This window comes from Sphingobium sp. FW305-3-2-15-F-TSA7, from assembly GCF_058787155.1.
In genome coordinates this window covers 82,380-99,609 of record NZ_JBYSZM010000011.1, presented here as the reverse complement: position 1 = coordinate 99,609, position 17,230 = coordinate 82,380, and the positions used below count along the sequence as shown (strand labels likewise).

The 17,230-nt window shown below is 65.6% G+C and carries 15 protein-coding genes; 12 read left to right on the top strand and 3 right to left on the bottom strand.

Annotated features, from left to right (window positions below):
* The first annotated feature begins 3 nt into the window (after window positions 1–3).
* The 7 genes from AC3WN8_RS10925 to AC3WN8_RS10895 all read left to right on the top strand — a co-directional run bounded on the left by AC3WN8_RS10925 (window position 4) and on the right by AC3WN8_RS10895 (window position 6,102).
* On the top strand, window positions 4–870 hold the full coding sequence (locus AC3WN8_RS10925; protein WP_492669438.1) for a lysozyme family protein: 867 nt from the start codon (window positions 4–6) through the stop codon (window positions 868–870).
* Between the two features lie 26 nt (window positions 871–896).
* Window positions 897–3,005, top strand: coding sequence for a flagellar biosynthesis protein FlhA (locus AC3WN8_RS10920; RefSeq protein ID WP_492669518.1), 2,109 nt, complete (start codon window positions 897–899; stop codon window positions 3,003–3,005).
* Entirely contained in the window at window positions 3,002–3,736 is a 735-nt protein-coding gene (locus tag AC3WN8_RS10915; RefSeq protein WP_492669437.1) for a sigma-70 family RNA polymerase sigma factor, read from the top strand. The genes AC3WN8_RS10920 and AC3WN8_RS10915 overlap by 4 nt, the downstream gene beginning before the upstream one ends.
* 259 nt (window positions 3,737–3,995) lie before the next feature.
* A complete protein-coding gene (locus tag AC3WN8_RS10910; protein ID WP_492669436.1) occupies window positions 3,996–4,544 on the top strand; it encodes a hypothetical protein in 549 nt (182 codons plus the stop codon).
* Window positions 4,545–4,983: 439 nt separating this feature from the next.
* Complete coding sequence (locus tag AC3WN8_RS10905) at window positions 4,984–5,262, top strand: hypothetical protein (RefSeq protein WP_492669435.1); 279 nt, start codon at window positions 4,984–4,986, stop codon at window positions 5,260–5,262.
* Window positions 5,263–5,358: 96 nt separating this feature from the next.
* Window positions 5,359–5,658: a CtrA inhibitor SciP gene (sciP, locus tag AC3WN8_RS10900; RefSeq protein ID WP_492669434.1), complete on the top strand. Its 300-nt coding sequence runs from the start codon at window positions 5,359–5,361 to the stop codon at window positions 5,656–5,658.
* A 186-nt stretch (window positions 5,659–5,844) separates the two neighbouring features.
* Complete coding sequence (locus AC3WN8_RS10895) at window positions 5,845–6,102, top strand: GlsB/YeaQ/YmgE family stress response membrane protein (protein WP_492669433.1); 258 nt, start codon at window positions 5,845–5,847, stop codon at window positions 6,100–6,102.
* Between the two features lie 86 nt (window positions 6,103–6,188).
* On the opposite strand, the gene AC3WN8_RS10890 is transcribed toward AC3WN8_RS10895, so the two are convergent.
* Together AC3WN8_RS10890 and AC3WN8_RS10885 are read right to left on the bottom strand one after the other, a co-directional pair.
* Window positions 6,189–6,914 (bottom strand): SIMPL domain-containing protein, encoded by a 726-nt coding sequence (locus AC3WN8_RS10890; protein WP_492669432.1) that lies wholly within the window; start codon window positions 6,912–6,914, stop codon window positions 6,189–6,191.
* Between the two features lie 75 nt (window positions 6,915–6,989).
* Window positions 6,990–7,259 (bottom strand): GlsB/YeaQ/YmgE family stress response membrane protein, encoded by a 270-nt coding sequence (locus AC3WN8_RS10885; protein ID WP_492669431.1) that lies wholly within the window; start codon window positions 7,257–7,259, stop codon window positions 6,990–6,992.
* 223 nt (window positions 7,260–7,482) lie between these two features.
* Between AC3WN8_RS10885 and AC3WN8_RS10880 the strand changes: the two genes are divergently transcribed.
* The 4 genes from AC3WN8_RS10880 to AC3WN8_RS10865 all read left to right on the top strand — a co-directional run bounded on the left by AC3WN8_RS10880 (window position 7,483) and on the right by AC3WN8_RS10865 (window position 14,832).
* Window positions 7,483–8,664 carry an efflux RND transporter periplasmic adaptor subunit gene (locus AC3WN8_RS10880; protein WP_492669430.1) on the top strand — a complete coding sequence of 394 codons (1,182 nt, stop codon included), beginning with the start codon at window positions 7,483–7,485 and terminating at the stop codon, window positions 8,662–8,664.
* A 52-nt stretch (window positions 8,665–8,716) separates the two neighbouring features.
* Window positions 8,717–11,803 (top strand): efflux RND transporter permease subunit, encoded by a 3,087-nt coding sequence (locus tag AC3WN8_RS10875; RefSeq protein ID WP_492669429.1) that lies wholly within the window; start codon window positions 8,717–8,719, stop codon window positions 11,801–11,803.
* 58 nt (window positions 11,804–11,861) lie between these two features.
* Window positions 11,862–13,133, top strand: a complete 1,272-nt coding sequence (locus tag AC3WN8_RS10870) for a DUF445 domain-containing protein (protein WP_492669428.1) — start codon at window positions 11,862–11,864, stop codon at window positions 13,131–13,133.
* A gap of 85 nt (window positions 13,134–13,218) precedes the next feature.
* Window positions 13,219–14,832, top strand: coding sequence for a hypothetical protein (locus AC3WN8_RS10865; RefSeq protein ID WP_492669427.1), 1,614 nt, complete (start codon window positions 13,219–13,221; stop codon window positions 14,830–14,832).
* 132 nt (window positions 14,833–14,964) lie between these two features.
* Here AC3WN8_RS10865 and murA read toward each other — a convergent pair whose 3' ends face one another.
* Window positions 14,965–16,248, bottom strand: a complete 1,284-nt coding sequence (gene murA / locus AC3WN8_RS10860) for a UDP-N-acetylglucosamine 1-carboxyvinyltransferase (RefSeq protein ID WP_492669426.1) — start codon at window positions 16,246–16,248, stop codon at window positions 14,965–14,967.
* Window positions 16,249–16,404: 156 nt separating this feature from the next.
* On the opposite strand from murA, the gene AC3WN8_RS10855 reads away from it, so the two are divergent.
* Window positions 16,405–17,142, top strand: coding sequence for a Crp/Fnr family transcriptional regulator (locus AC3WN8_RS10855; protein WP_492669425.1), 738 nt, complete (start codon window positions 16,405–16,407; stop codon window positions 17,140–17,142).
* The last annotated feature ends 88 nt before the right edge of the window (window positions 17,143–17,230 follow it).

The window sequence follows — 17,230 nt, the reverse complement described above, 5'->3', positions numbered from 1 at the left end:
GCAATGCCGCAAGTCCAGCCAGTGGCGAGCCAGGTCGCGGTGCGCGCGGAGATCCGGCGCGCCTCGTCCAGCACCGGCGTCGATTTCGACTATCTGCTCGGCCAGGCCAGCCTCGAAAGCAGCCTGGATCCCGACGCCCGCGCCTCGACGTCGAGCGCCAGCGGGCTGTTCCAGTTCATTTCCAGCACTTGGCTGAACACGCTCGAAAAGCATGGCGCCGAGCATGGCCTGGGCTGGGCGGCCGCGCAGATCGAACAGACGCCCAAGGGGCCGATCGTGCGCGATCCCGCCATGCGGCAGCAGATCCTGGCGATGCGTTTCGATCCGCAGGTCGCATCGCTGATGGCCGGCGAATTCGCCAACGACAATCGCGCGACCTTGCAATCGGCGCTCGGCCGCGAGCCCAACGGCACCGACCTTTATCTCGCCCATTTTCTCGGTCCTGCGGGCGCCTCGACATTCCTCCAGAATGCGCAGCGCAATCCGGAAACGTCGGCGGCCTCGCTATTTCCCAAGGCCGCGGCCGCCAACCGTTCGATCTTCTTCGACGCCAGCGGCGATGCCCGCTCGCTCGGCCAGGTCTACGGCCTGTTCCAGAACAAGCTGGGCAATGCGATCGAGCGCAATGGCGGCGACACTGGCGGGTTCGGCAGCTTCGATATCGCGGCGATCAATGCCGGCGCACCACCGCCCGGCCCCATGCACCGGCAGGCCCGGCCGATCGACGCCGTCCAGCCGGCGGCGCCCGCGCCGCGCCCGACCATGGCGGAAACGCTGCGCGCCAGTTTCGGGCTCGACATCGCCGGCAATGACACCGGCCGCGGCAATGTCCGCCAGGCCTATGCCCGTCTCCAGGCGTTCAACCTGTGAGCGCGCTCGCTCTGCCCCGCATGATGATGCCCTCGGCGCGCGGCTTCGCGCTGCCCGGCGGCATATTGGCGCTGATCGTGCTGATGATCGTGCCGATCTCCTCGATCGTGCTCGACATCTTCTTCGTCATCAACATCGGCCTGTCGATCGCAATCCTGATGGCGGCGATCAATGCGCGCAAGCCGCTCGATTTCTCGTCCTTCCCCACCGTCCTCCTGTTCGCGACATTGCTGCGCCTGGCGCTCAACGTCGCGTCCACGCGCGTCGTGCTGGTGTCGGGCCATGAGGGCACGGCCGCGGCCGGCCATGTCATCGAGGCGTTCGGCGCTTTCCTGATCGGCGGCAATTTCATCGTCGGCCTGTTCGTCTTCGCCATCCTGATGATCATCAACCTGGTCGTCGTCACCAAGGGTGCCGGCCGTGTCTCCGAAGTATCGGCACGCTTCACGCTCGATGCGCTCCCCGGCAAGCAGATGGCAATCGACGCCGATCTCGCCGCCGGGCTGATGACGCCCGACGAAGCCCGCGCGCGCCGTGTGGAAGTCACGACCGAAGCCGATTTCTACGGTTCGATGGACGGTGCCTCCAAATTCGTGAAGGGCGACGCGATCGCCGCCCTGCTGATCCTGGCGGTCAACATCATCGCCGGTTTCTGCCTGGGCATGATCAGCCACGGCCTCAGCGCGTCGGAAGCCGCCGAACATTATGTCACCTTGGCGGTCGGTGATGCGCTCGTCGCGCAGGTGCCGTCGCTGCTGCTGTCGATCGCGGCGGCCGCCATCGTCACCCGTGTCACCAGTTCCGAGGATCTGACCGGCCAGATCGGCGGCCAGTTCGCCAATGCCGCGATCTGGGTTCCCGTCGCCTTCATCCTGGGCGTCATCGGCGTGATCCCGGCGATGCCGCAGACCATCTTCCTGCCCGCCGCGGCGATCTCCGGCTATATCGCCTGGCATCTGTCGAAACGCGCCAAGAACCCGCCGGTGGCAGCGCCCGAACCGGTCGCGGTCGCCAATCCCAACGAGATCCGCCTCGACGATGTCAGCGATCATACGCTGGTCACCATCGAGCTCGGCTTCGGCCTGGTCCATCTGGTCGACGACAAGCGTAGCGCGCCGCTGGTCAGCCGCATCACCGGCGTGCGCAAGCAATTGTCGCAGCTGTTCGGTTTCGTCGTGCCGCAGATCCGGGTGCGCGACAGCCTGGATCTGGCGCCGACCGCCTATCGCGTGCTGCTCGGCGGCGTCGTCATCGGCGGCGCCACGATCCGCCCGGACAAGCTGCTCGCGATCAACGCCGGAGAGGGCAGCGCACAGCCCGCCTTCACCGGCGAACCGACCCGCGATCCCAGCTTCGGCTGCGACGCGCTGTGGATCGACGCCGGCCTGCGCGACCTTGCCATTGCCGACGGCTATCTGGTGGTCGACGCCAGCACCGTCATCGCGACCCAGCTCAACCAGCTGCTGATCGATCGCCCACAGGCCCTGCTCGGCCCCGACGAAGTGCTGGCGCTGATCGACGGGCTCAAGGATCGCGCCTCGGGCCTGGTCGAGACCGTCTATCCGCAGCCGCTGTCGCTTGCCGCGATGACGCGCCTGCTGCGCTCGCTGCTCGAGGAAGGCGTATCGATCTCGCACCTGCTGCCGATCTTCGCCAGCCTGTCGGCCTCGGTCCAGCAGACGCTCGACCATGAGCGTCTGATCGACATGCTGCGCATCGATCTGGGCGGCTATATCATCGGGCGGATCTGCGGGCCCGCCGACCGGCTGCCCGTGATCACGCTCGACGGCGGGCTGGAATCGATGATCATGCAGGGCATGATCGATCCGGCGACGAACCAGCCGGTGATCGAGCCCGATCTCGCCCGATCGATCGGCGATCGCATCCGCGACATCATGGCCCAGCGTACCCCCGACCAGCCGCCCTGCGCGCTCGTCGTCCAGCCCCGCGTCCGCCGCTCCGTCACCGCATTGCTCAAGCTGCGCGCGCCGCAATGCCTGGTGATCAGCATCGCCGAACTGCCCGCGACCCAGCCGATCGAGGTCGTCGCGGTGGTCGGCGGCGCCAGTGAAGGCCCCGTTTCATTCAGCGAAGACACTGGCCGTCCGGCCCAGAAGGAAAGCATGACAGCATGACTCATCCTTACAAGTCGACGATTTCCGCCGACATCTACCGGCAGGACCCGATGGATCGCATCCGGCGATTCATGCCGCTGGTCCGCCGCCTTGCCTGGCATATCCATGGATCGGGCCATGCCGATCTCGAGATCGAGGATCTGGTCCAGACCGGGCTGGTCGCGCTCACCGAATGCGTGCGCCGGCATGAGAGCGAAAGCGATGACGGCTTCGCGGCCTATGCCAAGATGCGCGTGCGCGGCGCGATGATCGACATGCTGCGCCGCAATGCCACGATTTCGCGCGGCGCGATGGAGCGCCGCCGCGAAATGCGCGACAAGGGCGCCGCGCTGCAGGTCGCGCTCGGCCGTCCGGCCTCCTCTGCCGAACTCGCGGCGGCGATGGAGATGAGCGAAGCCGATCTTGCCGCACTGCGCGTCGCTTCGACGCCACTGCGCTTCGAAGGGCTGGAGGATTGCTATTCGGATAGCGACCCCGCCTTTGCCGACGACAAGCCCGACAGTTTCGACCGGCTGGCCGATGCCGAGACACGTGGCCGACTGGTCGAGGCCATCGCCGGCCTGGCCGAACGCCATCAGCTGATCGTGCAGCTTTATTTCGTCGAGGAGCTCAACCTGTCAGAAATCGCCGAGATCCTGGGTGTCAGCGTTCCGCGCGTCCACCAGATCAAGGCCCAGGCGCTCACCGCGTTGCGCGAAGCGATGGGTGGCGACGTGGATTTCATCGGCTGAGAGTCCATTTGGAAATGCGCCGATGGCGCATTGCCGCACCAGCCCGCTCCCCCACCCGGCCTCCCAACGGCAGTATCGTCTGGGAGGCCGGGTGGGGGAGCGGGCCGGTGCGGCAATGCGCCACAAGCGCATTTCCAAACAGCGTCTTATGTCCGGCGCGACCGCGACGGGCAAGCGCGGGTGCACGACGGGTGCGGCTTGTGCCGGTCGGTCCAGCGCTTATGCTCGGGTCGGTATCGGTGGTTCTGGAAGGAATGGAATGCGTAAGGCCGGCCTCGTCTCTCTGATTGCCCTGGCGGCGCTTGGCGGCTGTGTCCGTCCGAGCGAGCCCGCACCGCCGGCACCCGCGTCACCGCCGACCGCACCACCGCCACCGGCGCCCGTTCCGCCGCCGCCCGCGCCGGCAGGGGACTGGACCGATCGTCCGGCCACGCCGGGCGACTGGAGCTATCGCGAGGATGCCGGCGGGTCGGTCGCGCAATTCGGTCAGCCCGGCGCGGCCGTGCGTTTCGCGATACGCTGTGAAAAGGCGGCGCGGCGCATTCGTTTCGAACGGTCGGGCGTGCTCGATCCGGGCAGCAGCGCGCGGCTGACCCTGACTTCGACCGCCGGCGCGTCGAGCTATGCGCTTGCCAATATCGGCGGTTCGCCGCCGAGCGTGGCGGCGACGACGAACGCGAATGACGGTTTTCTCGACCGGTTGGTCTACACGCGCGGCCGTTTCCTGGTGCGCGCGGACGGGGCCGAGGAGATGGTTTTGCCCGGCTGGGCGGAGATTGCGCGGGTGGTGGAGGATTGCCGCGGCTGACGCGATTTCCGTCGGTTCGGCGCGAAGCGACGATTCTTGCTCAGAAAAAAAATCAAAACAAGTCTTGTGTCGCGAATCGGGATGATTCACACATTGGTCGTGCCAAGCGGCACAAAGGCTTCAACAAGCGAAAGGAGGTGATCCGATGTCTCATGGTTCAGCAATGAGGTCGGTTCAGTCCGTTCGGGGGACGCGCGGCTAATAGCGCGATCATTGGTCTCCCGGGCTGGAAACTCCGGCCGCTGACCATGTTAGGGGGTTGGCGGGGCCATCAGGCCCGGCAGCCTCTTTTCATGTCCGCCGCAGTTGCGCCAAGGCGCATATGAATACGGCTGAACATCAATAATTTAAGAGATGCTGCGGCGCGGAATGTTGAGATTCCGCATTTTTTTGCCGCGCCTTTACCAGTGATTCACCCCCTTTCCTTACATCGTCGGGGATGGATTTCGCATTTGCCCGCTTCGAAAGGCTGCTTGCGCGGCCGCTGGGGGTGGTTCCCGATTTTCCGGTGCTGCTCGCGGGGCTTTCCGCGCAGCAATCGGTGACCGCGACCGCGCGTCGCCAGATTCTGCTCGAGCGCGACGCGGCCGAAACCGGTCTGTCGCGCGATCCCATGATCATGCTGTTCGCCGATGGTGCGACCGTTACGCCCGCAGAACTCGGCGGGAGCTTCAACGTCGCCGCTGCCCGGCGCCTCACATCCGGTCTGCAAACATGACCAGAATATTTACCCTCCGGCTTTAGGCTTATTTCAACGTCCCTGGTGTAGGCCGATTCATCACATTGACAGACCGCGAACTGGTTTGAGGTAGGAATGATCGAAAATCAGAAGATAAGGCCGGCGCAAGTGATCGGTCCGCTCGGCGAGCCGCTCACGCTGGACTCGCTTCCGCCGCCATCGACGACCCGCTGGGTCGTGCGGCGCAAGGCCGAGGTGGTTGCCGCGGTCAATGGCGGTCTGCTGACCGTCGACGAGGCTTGTGAGCGCTATGGTCTGACTCTGGAAGAATTTGCCGGCTGGCAGCGCGCGGTCGATCGTTCGGGCATGCCCGGGCTGCGCGTGACGCGCATCCAGCATTACCGCTCTCTTTACGAACGCCAGCAGCGTTACTGAATAACCGGTCAGCCCCGACCGACACCATTGTCCCCACCCGCCGGTCATCGGTGTGGTGGGGATTTTCTTGTCCGACAGTCACTTGCGGCCGTGACGCCAACGGAACAAAGCACGTCGCCTGATCGTAGTATCTTCGCTCAAGTCGTCCGCTACTCAGCGGATGGCAGCGACAGGAGGATCTACCATATGGGTATCATTCTTTGGCTCATCGTGGGTGGCATTATCGGCTGGCTGGCCAGCATCGTGATGCGGACCGACGCGCAACAGGGCATTTTCCTGAACATCATCGTCGGCATCGTCGGCGCGTTCCTCGCCGGCCTGTTCATTTCCGGCGGCTCGATCAACAGCTCCGGATTCGACGCGCGCTCGCTGATCGCGTCGTTCGTCGGTGCGGTTGTACTGCTCGCGGTCGTCAATCTCGTTCGCCGCGGTCGCGTTCGCTGATCCGGTCGCCTCAATAAAAAAGGGCCGCACGGAATTTTCCGCGCGGCCCTTTTCATGTTTATTCCGCCGTCAGCACGGCAGAGCTGTCACTCCAGTTCGAAGCTGACCGAAACGGTGACGCCGACCGACTGTTCGCCCGCGACGACCATCGAATCGGCCTCCTTGCCGGCCATGCTCGCCCGCATATAGGCGACCGGCGGCGGCGGCGCGTAGCCGCCCGACTCGCTGATCGACAGGATGCGCTTCACCTTGAGTCCGGCCGCGACGGCATAGAGTTCGGCGCGCGCGCGCGCCTTGCGGATCGCGTCGGTGCGCGCCTCGTCCTCGGCCGCTTCGGGCTTGTCGATCTGCAGGCTGGGGCCGTTTATCTGGTTGGCGCCCTGGGCGACGAGCGCGTCGAGGATCGTGCCGCTCTTGGCGACGTCGCGGAAACGGATCGAGACGGTATTGGTCGCCTGATAGCCGGTGATCACCGGCGGGACATTCTCGCCATAGCGATATTGCGGGTTCAGGCTGATCGTGGCGGTGGCGATGTCGCGTTCGGCGACGCCCGCCTTGCGGAGCGCTGCGACCACGCCGGACATGCGCTGCGCATTTTCGCGCATCGCGCCCGCGGCGTCGGTGGCCTGGGTGACGACGCCCGCGCTGATCACGGCCACGTCGGGCACGCGCTTGGTTTCACCGGTTGCGACGATGTCGAGCCGGGTGCCTTGGAGGACGGCGACCGGCACGGGCACGGTCGTCTGTGCCGCGAGCGTTGCCGGCGTCAGGGCGAGGGCGCTGAGCGCCACGGCGATCGGGGCCTTTGTCATGAAATCATTTACTCCTTCGATCCGCCAAGAACGCGGCGGTCTTGTTCCATAAGCAGAACGACGCTGCACGGAAGCTTAATGACGCGTCCGGCCCGCCATGATCAGGCGATAGAGGATGAGCAGCACGATCGAGCCCATCGTGGCGCCGACGATCGTCTTCCACAGGCTCGCAGTCTCGCCCGGCTCCGAGATGCGGAGCATCTGGCTGACATAGCCGGCCAGGACCGCGCCGGCGATGCCGATCAATATGGTGACGATGAAGCCGCCGGGGTCGCGCCCGGGCATGATGAACTTGCCGAGCGCGCCCGCGATCAGGCCGACGAAGATCCACCAGAAAATGTCCATCCGCCGTCCCCGCTGCGCCGCCCCTGCGCATCTTGTCCTGCCGATAGGCGGATTTGGCAAGCCCGCGCATCATATACCCGCCAGAATCGCTGCGGTTCCGCTTGATCCGCAACGTCATTCGACGCAGAGGCGCCGGTCCAAAAAGTCCCGCTTGAGACTACTGACTTATTGATGTAATACACTGCCGTCATGGGAACCGGCACGAAGCTGAAGGCGTAAGATGATGAACTATGAAACGCGTTTGACGGCGACTGACGGCGTCGAGCTGCTCTCGGAAGAAGAGCATGCGCGGCGGATCCGGCGGCGGCGGCTGATCGTCGGCGCGGTCGTGGTGCTCATCGTCGCCGTGGCGGCTTTCTTCGCATTCAAGAGCATGACCGGCAGTGGCGCTGCGACCGACACGCAAGCACAGGCGATGCCCGTCGTGACCGTGATCGTACCGGGCCACCAGGCCGTCGATCACGTCATTTCGGTCACCGGCACGCTGGCGGCGCGGCGCGAGATGCCGGTCGGCGTCGCCGGCGAAGGCGGCATGGTCTCCCGCGTGCTGGTCGAGCCCGGCCAATGGGTCGGCGCGGGGCAGGTGCTCGCCACCATCGACCGCTCGGTCCAAGTCCAGACCAATGCCCAGCTCGCCGCCCAGATCAATGTGGCCCGCGCAGATGCGCGGCTCGCCCAGTCCGAGCTTGATCGCGCGCAGTCGCTGGTGTCGCGCGGCTTCGTGTCGAAGGCCGATGTCGAGCGGAGAATCGCGACGCGCGATGCCGCGGTTGCGCGTGTCCGCGTGGCGGAGGCTTCGCTCGGCGAATCGCGCGCCCGCACCGGCCGGCTGGACATCCGCGCACCGGAGGCGGGGCTTGTGCTGACGCGCAATGTCGAGCCGGGCCAGGTGGTGAGTTCGGGCAGCGGCGTATTGTTCCGCATGGCCAAGGGCGGCGAGATGGAGTTGCTCGCACGGTTGAGCGAGACCGATCTCGCGGGATTGCCGGTCGGCGCGCAGGCGTCGGTGATCCCGGTCGGGACCGATCGCACCTTCACCGGGCGGGTCTGGCAGGTATCGCCCGTCATCGATCCGACATCGCGCCAGGGCACTGCGCGGCTCGCGCTGGCCTATGATCCGGCGATCCGTCCGGGCGGTTTCGCCACGGCGCGGATCGTCCGCGGCACGCAGGAACAGCCGCTGCTGCCGGAATCGGCGGTGCTGAGCGATGAGAAGGGCAATTTCGTCTATCTTGTCGGCAAGGGCAACAAGGTGGAGCGCCGGCCGGTGACGACGGGCACGGTGACGGCGACGGGCATTGCGATCACCTCGGGCCTGAACGGTACGGAAAAGGTCGTGATGCGTGCCGGCGGCTTCCTCAACCCGGGTGAGACGGTCAAGCCCGAACTGGCGCGCAAGAACTGAAATTCGGCCGGCCGCCCGTCACTGACGGGCGCAGAGATATGGACGTGAGACGATGAATTTCAGGAATATTTCCGCCTGGTCGATCCGCAATCCGGTCGCCCCCATCGTGCTGTTCGTCGGACTGACGCTCGCCGGCATCGTCAGCTTCATGAGCATGGAGGTCCAGAACCAGCCGGACATCGAATTCCCGCTCGTCATCGCGTCGATCTCGCAGCCCGGCGCCGCGCCGACCGAGATCGAGACGCAGATCACGCAGCGCGTCGAATCTGCGGTGCGCAGCATCGATGGTGTCCGCAACATCAGTTCGACGGCGAACGAGGGCTCGTCGTCGACGATGGTCGAGTTCCAGATCGGCACCGACATCAACCAGGCCGTCAATGAAGTGAAGAACGCGATCGACCAGATCCGCGGCGAGCTTCCCGACGGCATCATGGAACCGTTCGTCCAGAAGGAGACGACCGCGGGCGAGCCGCTCGCCTATTTCGCGGTCCAGGCCTCCGACATGACGATGGAGCAGCTGAGCTGGTTCGTCGACGATTCAATCTCCAAGCGGCTGATGGCGATCAGCGGCATGGGCAAGGTGGAGCGCAATGGCGGCGTCGACCGCGAGATCCGCGTCATCCTCGATCCCGCGCGGATGCAGGCGCAGGGCGTGACCGCCGCGCAGATCAACAATGTGCTGCGCCAGGTGAACATCAACGCCGCGGGCGGCAAGGCGGAGATCGCGGGATCACGACAGTCGGTGCGCGTGCTCGGTAATGCGGCCGATGCCTATCAGCTTTCGCAGACCCAGATATCGCTGGGCAACGGCCGCACGATCCAGCTCGGCGAGGTCGCGAAGGTGACCGATGGCTTCAGCGAGCAGGTCCGCATCGGCAAGGTGTCCGGCAAGCAGGTCGTCAGCTTCTCGATCTCTCGTGCGCGCGGGGCGTCCGACGTGTCGGTCTTCCACGCCACCGAAAAGATCATCGCGCAGATCGAGAAGGAGAATCCCGGGGTCAAGGTGATCCCGATGTTCAACACCGTGGTCTATACCGAAGCGCAATATCACAGCTCGATGGCGGCGATGATCGAGGGGGCGGTGCTTGCCGTCGTCGTCGTCTTCCTGTTCCTGCGCGACTGGCGGGCCACCGTCATTTCGGCATTGGCCATTCCGCTGTCCGCCATCCCGACTTTCTGGGTCATGGACCTGATGGGCTTCACGCTCAATTCGCTGTCTCTGCTCGCGCTCGGGCTTGTCGCCGGCGTGCTCGTCGACGACGCCATCGTCGAGATCGAGAACATCGTCAGACATATGCGAATGGGCAAGACCGCCTATCAGGCATCGATCGACGCGGCCGACGAGATCGGCCTGGCGGTGGTGGCGACCACTTTCTCGATCGTCGCGGTGTTCCTGCCCGTCGGCCTGATGCCGGGCGTGTCGGGACAGTTCTTCAAGAATTTCGGCCTGACCGTCGTCGCCTCTGTGCTGATCAGCCTGGCCGTGGCGCGGATGATCACGCCGATGATCGCGGCCTATTTCCTGAAGGCGCACGGCGAAGCCGACCATGGCGGCGGTCCGATGATGGACCGGTATATGAAGGTGCTCAACTGGTCGCTCCACAACCGCTGGTGGACGATGGGGATCGGCGTGCTCGCCTTCGCCGCGACGGTCGGCCTGTTCGCGGTCATCCCGATGCAGTTCTTCCCGACGGTCAACCAGGACACCAGCCAAGTCCGCATCGAAATGGTGCCGGGAACCACGCTGCAGCAGACCGAGGATGTCGCCGAGCAGGTCAACACGCTCCTCAGGAAGCAGCCCGAGGTCGAATTGACCATGGAGGGCGTGCGCGAGGGCAGCGGCAATATCTATATCAGCCTGCATAAGAAGCGGCAGCGCACCAGCCTCGAGTTCGAGCGCGACCTGGCGCCGCAACTGGCGAAAATCGCGGACGCCCGCGTTTATTTTCAGGCGCAGAACAGCGGCGGCGGCGGAACCGGGCGAGACATCTCGGTGATGCTCTCGGGCTCGAATCCGGTGCTGCTCGACCGGACGGCGGCGACGCTCGTCGAGCAGATGAAGGGGCTGAAGGAAGTCCGCTCGCCGCGTGTCACCGCCGATATGCGGCGGCCCGAACTGATCATCAAACCGCGGCTCGATCTTGCGGCGCAACTCGGCGTGACGACCGCGGCGCTCAGTCAGACGATCCGCATCGCGACCCTGGGCGATATCGACCAGAACAGCGCGAAATTCTCGCTGACCGACCGTCAGGTGCCGATCCGTGTGATGCTGGCCGAAGGCTCGCGGCGCGATCTGTCCACGATCGAGAATCTGCCGGTGCAGACCGCGACCGGCGAATCCGTGCCGCTCAGCCGCGTCGCCGAGATCGGCTTCGGCTCCGGACCGGTCTCGATCCAGCGCTACAATCAGAATCGCCGCGTCTTCGTCGGCGCGGATCTCTCCCCCGGCACCGTAAAGGGCACGGCGATGACGCTGATCAACAATCTGCCGATCATGAAGAATCTGCCCGCCGGCGTGTCCAATGCGCCGTTCGGCGAGGATGAATGGCAGGCGGAGATGATGAAGAGCTTCGGCATCGCGCTGGCCTCCGGCATCCTGCTGGTCTTCGCGGTACTGGTACTGCTCTACAAGCGCTTCATGTCGCCGCTGGTGAACATGGGCTCGCTGCTGCTCGCCCCGCTGGGCGGCCTGATCGCGCTTCTCCTGATCGGGCAGCCCATCTCGATGCCGGTCTTCATCGGCATATTGATGCTGTTCGGCATCGTCGCCAAGAACTCGATCCTGCTGATCGACTTCGCGATCGAGGAGATGCAGACCGGCGCCGACAAATTCCATGCGATCATGGAAGCCGGGCACAAGCGTGCCCAGCCGATCGTGATGACCACGGTCGCGATGGTCGCAGGCATGGTGCCGACCGCATTGTCGCTGTCGGGTGACGGTGCATGGCGCGCGCCGATGGGGACGGTGGTGATCGGCGGCCTGATCATGTCGACATTGCTGACATTGCTGATCGTGCCCGCCGGTTTCAGCCTGGCGGACGGCTTCGAAAAGCGGGTCGGGCCGATGCTGCGCAGGCGGCTGCTGACCTACAAGCCCGGCGACGACAAGGCGTCTGCGGCAGCCTATCCGGCGGAGTGATCGGCATCTGCCCGCGAAAAGGGCTTGAACCATTTCGCGGGCGGATCATTCTAACGTTATGAATGTGTTCGCGCGCACGGGCATTTCCCGGCTCAATCCCGTCCAGAGCGGCGCTGCGGGCATGCGCGTGGTCGCGACGGGGCTGCTCGTCGTCATGGCCTGCGTCTATCTGGTCGCGCGCGCGTTCGAGGATCGCCACCCGATATTGGGCTTCGTCCGCGCCTTTGCCGAGGCGGCGATGGTCGGCGGGCTGGCGGACTGGTTCGCGGTGACCGCGCTGTTCCGCCATCCGCTCGGCCTGCCGATTCCGCATACGGCGATCATTCCGCGCAACAAGGACAGGATCGGCGACACGCTGGCACTGTTCCTCAAGGATAATTTCCTGACCCCGTCGGTGGTCGCGCGACGGATGTACAAGGTCGACGTGGCGGCGGCGATCGGCCGTTTTCTCGACAATCCCGACGTGACGGGCGAGGGGCGGTTGCGCCAGGGCGCGTCGCGGCTGTTCGCCACGATCCTCGACGCGCTCGATCAGGAACGGCTGGGCGGCATGGTCAAATCGGCGATCGGGCAGCGGCTGCGCGCGCTCGACGTCGCGCCGATCCTGGGCCAGGCGCTCGAAGCGGCGATGAAGGAAGGGCGGCACCTGCCGCTTCAGAAAAGCATCATCGACTGGGCCGGCCAGACGCTTGCCGCCAACGAGGATCTGATCCGCGACATGGTGCACGAGCGCGCGAATACGATCCTGCGCTGGACGGGCCTGGACGAGGACATTGCCAATGCGATCATCAAGGGGCTGCACAAGCTGCTTTTCGACATGGCCGACGATCCCGAGCATCCGCTGCGCGCCAAGGTGAACGAGGCATTCTCCAACCTCGCCTTCGACATGCAGCACGACAAGGAGATGAAGGCCAAGGTCGCGCAGTGGAAGGGCGTGATCCTGGAGAATCCGGCGCTCCAGCGCTGGCTCGACGGGTTGTGGGAACAGGCGCGCACCAGCTTGCTCAAGGCCGCGCGCGATCCCGATGCCGTGCTTGCCGGCAAGTTCGGCGAAATGCTCCGCCAGCTTGGCCAGACGCTGCAGCATGACGTCCGGCTGCGCACCACGATCAACCGTTTCGCACGGCGCGCGGCGGTGGGCGCGACCGCCAGCTATGGCGACGGCATCGTCCGGCTGGTTTCGGACACGGTGCGCGGCTGGGACGCGCATACCGTCACCGGGCGGCTCGAAAACGCGGTCGGCCGCGATCTCCAATATATCCGGGTCAACGGAACCCTGGTCGGCGGTCTGGTCGGGCTGACCATCCACACGCTCAACATCTGGTTCTGATCGATCGCGGTCTCGTCCGCGGACGCTTTCGGGATCGACGCGGCTGCGCTATCGCGACGGCGAAAGGGTGTCGAGGGGGGATTTCATGACGTTCGAGACGATGCGGCGCACGCTGGCCGCGCTGTTGTGCTGTGCATCCGCGACTGTCGCCATGGCGCAGGATGTCGTGGTTCCGCCGCCCGCGCCCGTTGCGCCGGCGGACCCCAAGGCGGGATCGCTCTATCTCCAGTGCGACGGCAATCCCAACAATATGTCGGCGGGGGAAAGCGTCGCGCGGTTCGTCGGCGCGGTGACGCTGCTTGCGCTGTTCGCGCCACCGGTCGAGGCCCCCGATCCCGCCAAGCGCAAGTTCGGCGAGGCCGGCATCGCCGCATGCAGCGCATTGATCGACGGTGAGAAAGCGGAGGGCAAGGTGATCCGCCGCCTGCCGCTGATCCTGGGCCGGGCGCTGCACCGGATCGAGGCGAAGGACTATAAGGGCGCGATCGCGGACGTGACGCGCGCGCGTGAGGAAGCCGCGGCGGCGAACCTGGTCGACGATCCCTATTTCGATCGCTCGATGGGCGTCTCGTTCGACATGATCGAGGCGGAAGCGCTGTTGCGCGACGGCGATGTGGCGCGTGCACGCGCAGTTTCGCTGCGCCGCGTGGCCAGCCATCCCTATAGCTATTACGCGCTTGTCGGCGCCGATGACTTCCGCGCTTTCGCCCGGCCGCTCGATCCGATCGGGCTGACCCGTTACAAGGCGTTGGCGCGCATCTCTCCGGGCGCGCTTTCGTCTGCCGCGGCTCATCTGGAGGAGGACGGACGCTTCGAGGAAGCGGCGCGCCTTCGCGATTCGGTCGACCTGTTGACGAACAGCTTCGACGAGGAGAGCCGCAGCCTGCAGCCCAAGGCATCGGCCGCGCTTACCCATGCATTGGCGGGCGGCTGGGCCGGTGCGGAGGAGCGCGCCAAACAGGCACGCGCCGATCTTGCGAACCGGGCGGCCGCCGGCAAGCCCGACGGCAGCGCGCCCGCGATCGTCGAATTGCTCGATCTCTACGACATCGTCCGGCTTGCGCATGACGGCAAGCTGACCTTGGCCCGGCGCAATTTTGCGGCGCGTTCGCAGTGGCTGGCTCCGAGCTTCGGGCAGTCGGCGGCCGTGAATGCCTTGCTGCGCGCCGGCGCTCAGCCCGACGAACTGACCGGTGGTCTGGCGAAATCGCCCGACGAGATGTGGGCCGAGCGGCGGGACCAGGCGCTCGCTGCCACGCTGGAGGCGGACAAGAACAACAAGCGGCTTTGGACGCGCATCCTGCCCTATGCCTCGGCCACGGCCTATGAAGGCCTGTCCAAGGCGGTGTGGAATGGCGAGAAGTCGCGCATGATCGGCAAGACGCTCAGCCCGACGCTCAACGCCTATCTCATCTATATGGGGCAGGCGGGGCCATTGACGCAGGTCGATGCGATGCTGCTGCATTCGGCGGTGACGGCCAAGGCGCGGGGTTTTCCGGGTTTCTTCCTGATGATGATGCCGCAGCGGCCCAGCATCGGCTGGGTGCGGTTCGGCAAGCCCGGCGATCCGGGCATCGCGTCCGATCTCTATCTCGACGCCGATGCGGTGATCGCCGAACTCAGGACCGTGATCCCGACGCCCGAGGAAGTGGCCGCGCGCAAGGCGATCCGCGAACGCGCGGCGACCGGCAAGCGCTGACGCTTGCCAGTGCAATGATGCGCCGGAGTTTAGAGCGATTTCGAGGCAGGTGGAATCACCTGCCGGCTCGGAAATTGCGGTAAAACAACAAGATAGAGCAGCCGATCTGATGCAATCAGATCGTGAACTGTTCTAGCCCAGGCTGACCCGCCCGATGTCCGCGCCGACTGCCTGGAGCTTCTCTTCGAGCCGCTCATAGCCGCGATCGAGATGGTAGATGCGGTTGACCTGGGTTTCGCCCTCGGCGGCAAGGCCGGCGATGATCAGGCTCATCGATGCACGCAGATCGGTCGCCATCACTGGCGCGCCCTTTAGCCCCGAAACGCCCCGCACCACTGCGGTGCGGCCGCGCACTTCGATGTCGGCGCCCATGCGCGCCAGTTCGGGTACATGCATGTAGCGATTCTCGAAGATCGTCTCGGTGAACACGCTCGCGCCATTGGCGAGCAGCACCATCGCCATGAACTGCGCCTGCATGTCGGTGGCGAAGCCGGGGAAGGGCGCGGTGGACAGGGTCAGCGGTTGCAGCTTGCCGTCGGCTGAGATGCGCAGGCCGTCGCGTCCGTCCTCGACGGTGACGCCGGCCTGGCGCAGTGCGGCGATGGTCGCGCCCATATCCTCCGCACGGGCACCGACCAGCTCGACCGTCCCGCCCGTGATCGCCGCGGCGCAGGCATAGCTGCCCGCTTCGATGCGGTCGGGCATCACCTGATAGGTGGCGCCGTGGAGGCGATCGACGCCTTCGATCGTCAGCGTCTCGCTGCCGATCCCCTCGATGCGTGCGCCCATCGCGACCAGGCAGCGGCACAGATCGACGATCTCGGGTTCGCGCGCGACATTGTGAAGCCGGGAAGAACCCTTGGCGAGGACCGCTGCCATTACCGCATTCTCGGTGGCGCCGACCGAAACCACCGGGAAGGTGAAGTCGCCGCCCGGCAGCCGTCCGCCCGGCGCGCTGGCCTTCACATAGCCCGCGGCCAGCTCGATCTCCGCGCCCATCGCTTCCAGCGCCTTGAGGTGCAGGTCGATCGGCCGGTTGCCGATCGCGCAGCCGCCGGGCAGCGATACGGTCGCTTCGCCCGCGCGGGCCACCAGCGGACCGAGCACCAGGATCGAGGCGCGCATCTTGCGGACGATGTCATAGGGGGCGACGGTGGAGGTCACCTTGCCCGCCCGCAGCGTCATCACGCGACCGAAATCCTCGGGGCGCGCGCCTTCGACCATGGTCGAGACGCCGAGCTGATTGAGCAGGTGTCCGAAGCTGTCGACATCGGCCAATCGCGGCAGATTCCGGAGCGTCAGCGGCTCGTCGGTCAGCAGCGCGCATGGCAGCAATGTGAGTGCCGCGTTCTTCGCGCCGGAGATGGGAAGGCGGCCTTGGAGCGTCCTGCCGCCCCGGATGATGATGCTGTCCATTCCGCCTCCTTAGCCGCTCGCCCCCGGCTCACGCAAACGGGTCACAAGTCATTGCACCTTATCAATAAAATTGGAGCCGCATTGATCGGTGTTAAGGCGCGCAGGCGAATCCATCCGCTAGGACGTCTGTGTGCGGGAAATCACCAGGTCCTATTGATGACGCGAAGCTGCTTCGCAGAACGTCTGGAGCGGTATCTGCCGCTGACCGAGCATGAAACGCGCGCGCTCGCGGCGCTGGAGGATCATCAGCGCGAACTGGCGCGCGGCACCACCATCGTGCGCGAGAATGATGCGAGCGACGAGATCTACGTGATCCGTCGCGGCTGGGTGATGAGTTACGTCATCCTCGCCGACGGCAGCCGGCAGATCCTGCGGCTTCATTTTCCCGGCGACATGATCGGCATGTCGAGCACGGCGTTTTCGGAAACCCCCGAGACATTGGTCACGTTGAGCGAAGCGGTGATCTGCCCGTTCGACAAGAGTGCGCTGCGCGTGGTCTTCGAGGCGCCCCCCCCGCCCCCCGCCGCCTTGTTCTACATCGTCGCCCAGGCGGAGCGTGTGTCGCTGACCGATCGACTCGCTTCGCTCGGCCGGACCTCGGCCAAGGCGCGGGTGGCGGCGTTGCTCGTCGACATATTGGTGCGGCTGCGTTTCCTGAACGCGCAGATCGTCGACACCATCCCGCTCAAGCTGACGCAGGAGGAGATTGGCGATGCGACCGGGCTGACCGCGGTTCATGTCAATCGGATGATGCGCGTGCTGGGCGAGGAGGGGCTGATCGCGCGGCGCGACGGCCATATCCGGATCCGCGACGAAGCGGCGCTGGCGCACACCGCCAACTATGTGAACCGCTATGCCGAACTCGATCTGCGCTGGTTGCCGAAACCGCGGTGAGCCACAAGAGTCCGTTCGTGTCGAGCGAAGTCGAGACACGCTGCACGAGACCTAACGTCCCTCGACTTCGCTCGGGACAAGCGGCGTG

Bases quoted from the DNA above. Each gene is read 5' to 3' on its own strand.
- AC3WN8_RS10885 (WP_492669431.1), bottom strand. From the start codon at position 7,259: ATGGACATTTTCTGGTGGATCTTCGTCGGCCTGATCGCGGGCGCGCTC.
- AC3WN8_RS10875 (WP_492669429.1), top strand. From the start codon at position 8,717: ATGAATTTCAGGAATATTTCCGCCTGGTCGATCCGCAATCCGGTCGCC.
- AC3WN8_RS10880 (WP_492669430.1), top strand. From the start codon at position 7,483: ATGAACTATGAAACGCGTTTGACGGCGACTGACGGCGTCGAGCTGCTC.
- AC3WN8_RS10920 (WP_492669518.1), top strand. From the start codon at position 897: ATGCCCTCGGCGCGCGGCTTCGCGCTGCCCGGCGGCATATTGGCGCTG.
- AC3WN8_RS10855 (WP_492669425.1), top strand. From the start codon at position 16,405: ATGACGCGAAGCTGCTTCGCAGAACGTCTGGAGCGGTATCTGCCGCTG.
- AC3WN8_RS10905 (WP_492669435.1), top strand. From the start codon at position 4,984: ATGGATTTCGCATTTGCCCGCTTCGAAAGGCTGCTTGCGCGGCCGCTG.
- AC3WN8_RS10870 (WP_492669428.1), top strand. From the start codon at position 11,862: ATGAATGTGTTCGCGCGCACGGGCATTTCCCGGCTCAATCCCGTCCAG.
- AC3WN8_RS10895 (WP_492669433.1), top strand. From the start codon at position 5,845: ATGGGTATCATTCTTTGGCTCATCGTGGGTGGCATTATCGGCTGGCTG.
- AC3WN8_RS10925 (WP_492669438.1), top strand. From the start codon at position 4: ATGCCGCAAGTCCAGCCAGTGGCGAGCCAGGTCGCGGTGCGCGCGGAG.
- AC3WN8_RS10915 (WP_492669437.1), top strand. From the start codon at position 3,002: ATGACTCATCCTTACAAGTCGACGATTTCCGCCGACATCTACCGGCAG.
- AC3WN8_RS10910 (WP_492669436.1), top strand. From the start codon at position 3,996: ATGCGTAAGGCCGGCCTCGTCTCTCTGATTGCCCTGGCGGCGCTTGGC.
- murA (WP_492669426.1), bottom strand. From the start codon at position 16,248: ATGGACAGCATCATCATCCGGGGCGGCAGGACGCTCCAAGGCCGCCTT.
- sciP (WP_492669434.1), top strand. From the start codon at position 5,359: ATGATCGAAAATCAGAAGATAAGGCCGGCGCAAGTGATCGGTCCGCTC.
- AC3WN8_RS10890 (WP_492669432.1), bottom strand. From the start codon at position 6,914: ATGACAAAGGCCCCGATCGCCGTGGCGCTCAGCGCCCTCGCCCTGACG.
- AC3WN8_RS10865 (WP_492669427.1), top strand. From the start codon at position 13,219: ATGACGTTCGAGACGATGCGGCGCACGCTGGCCGCGCTGTTGTGCTGT.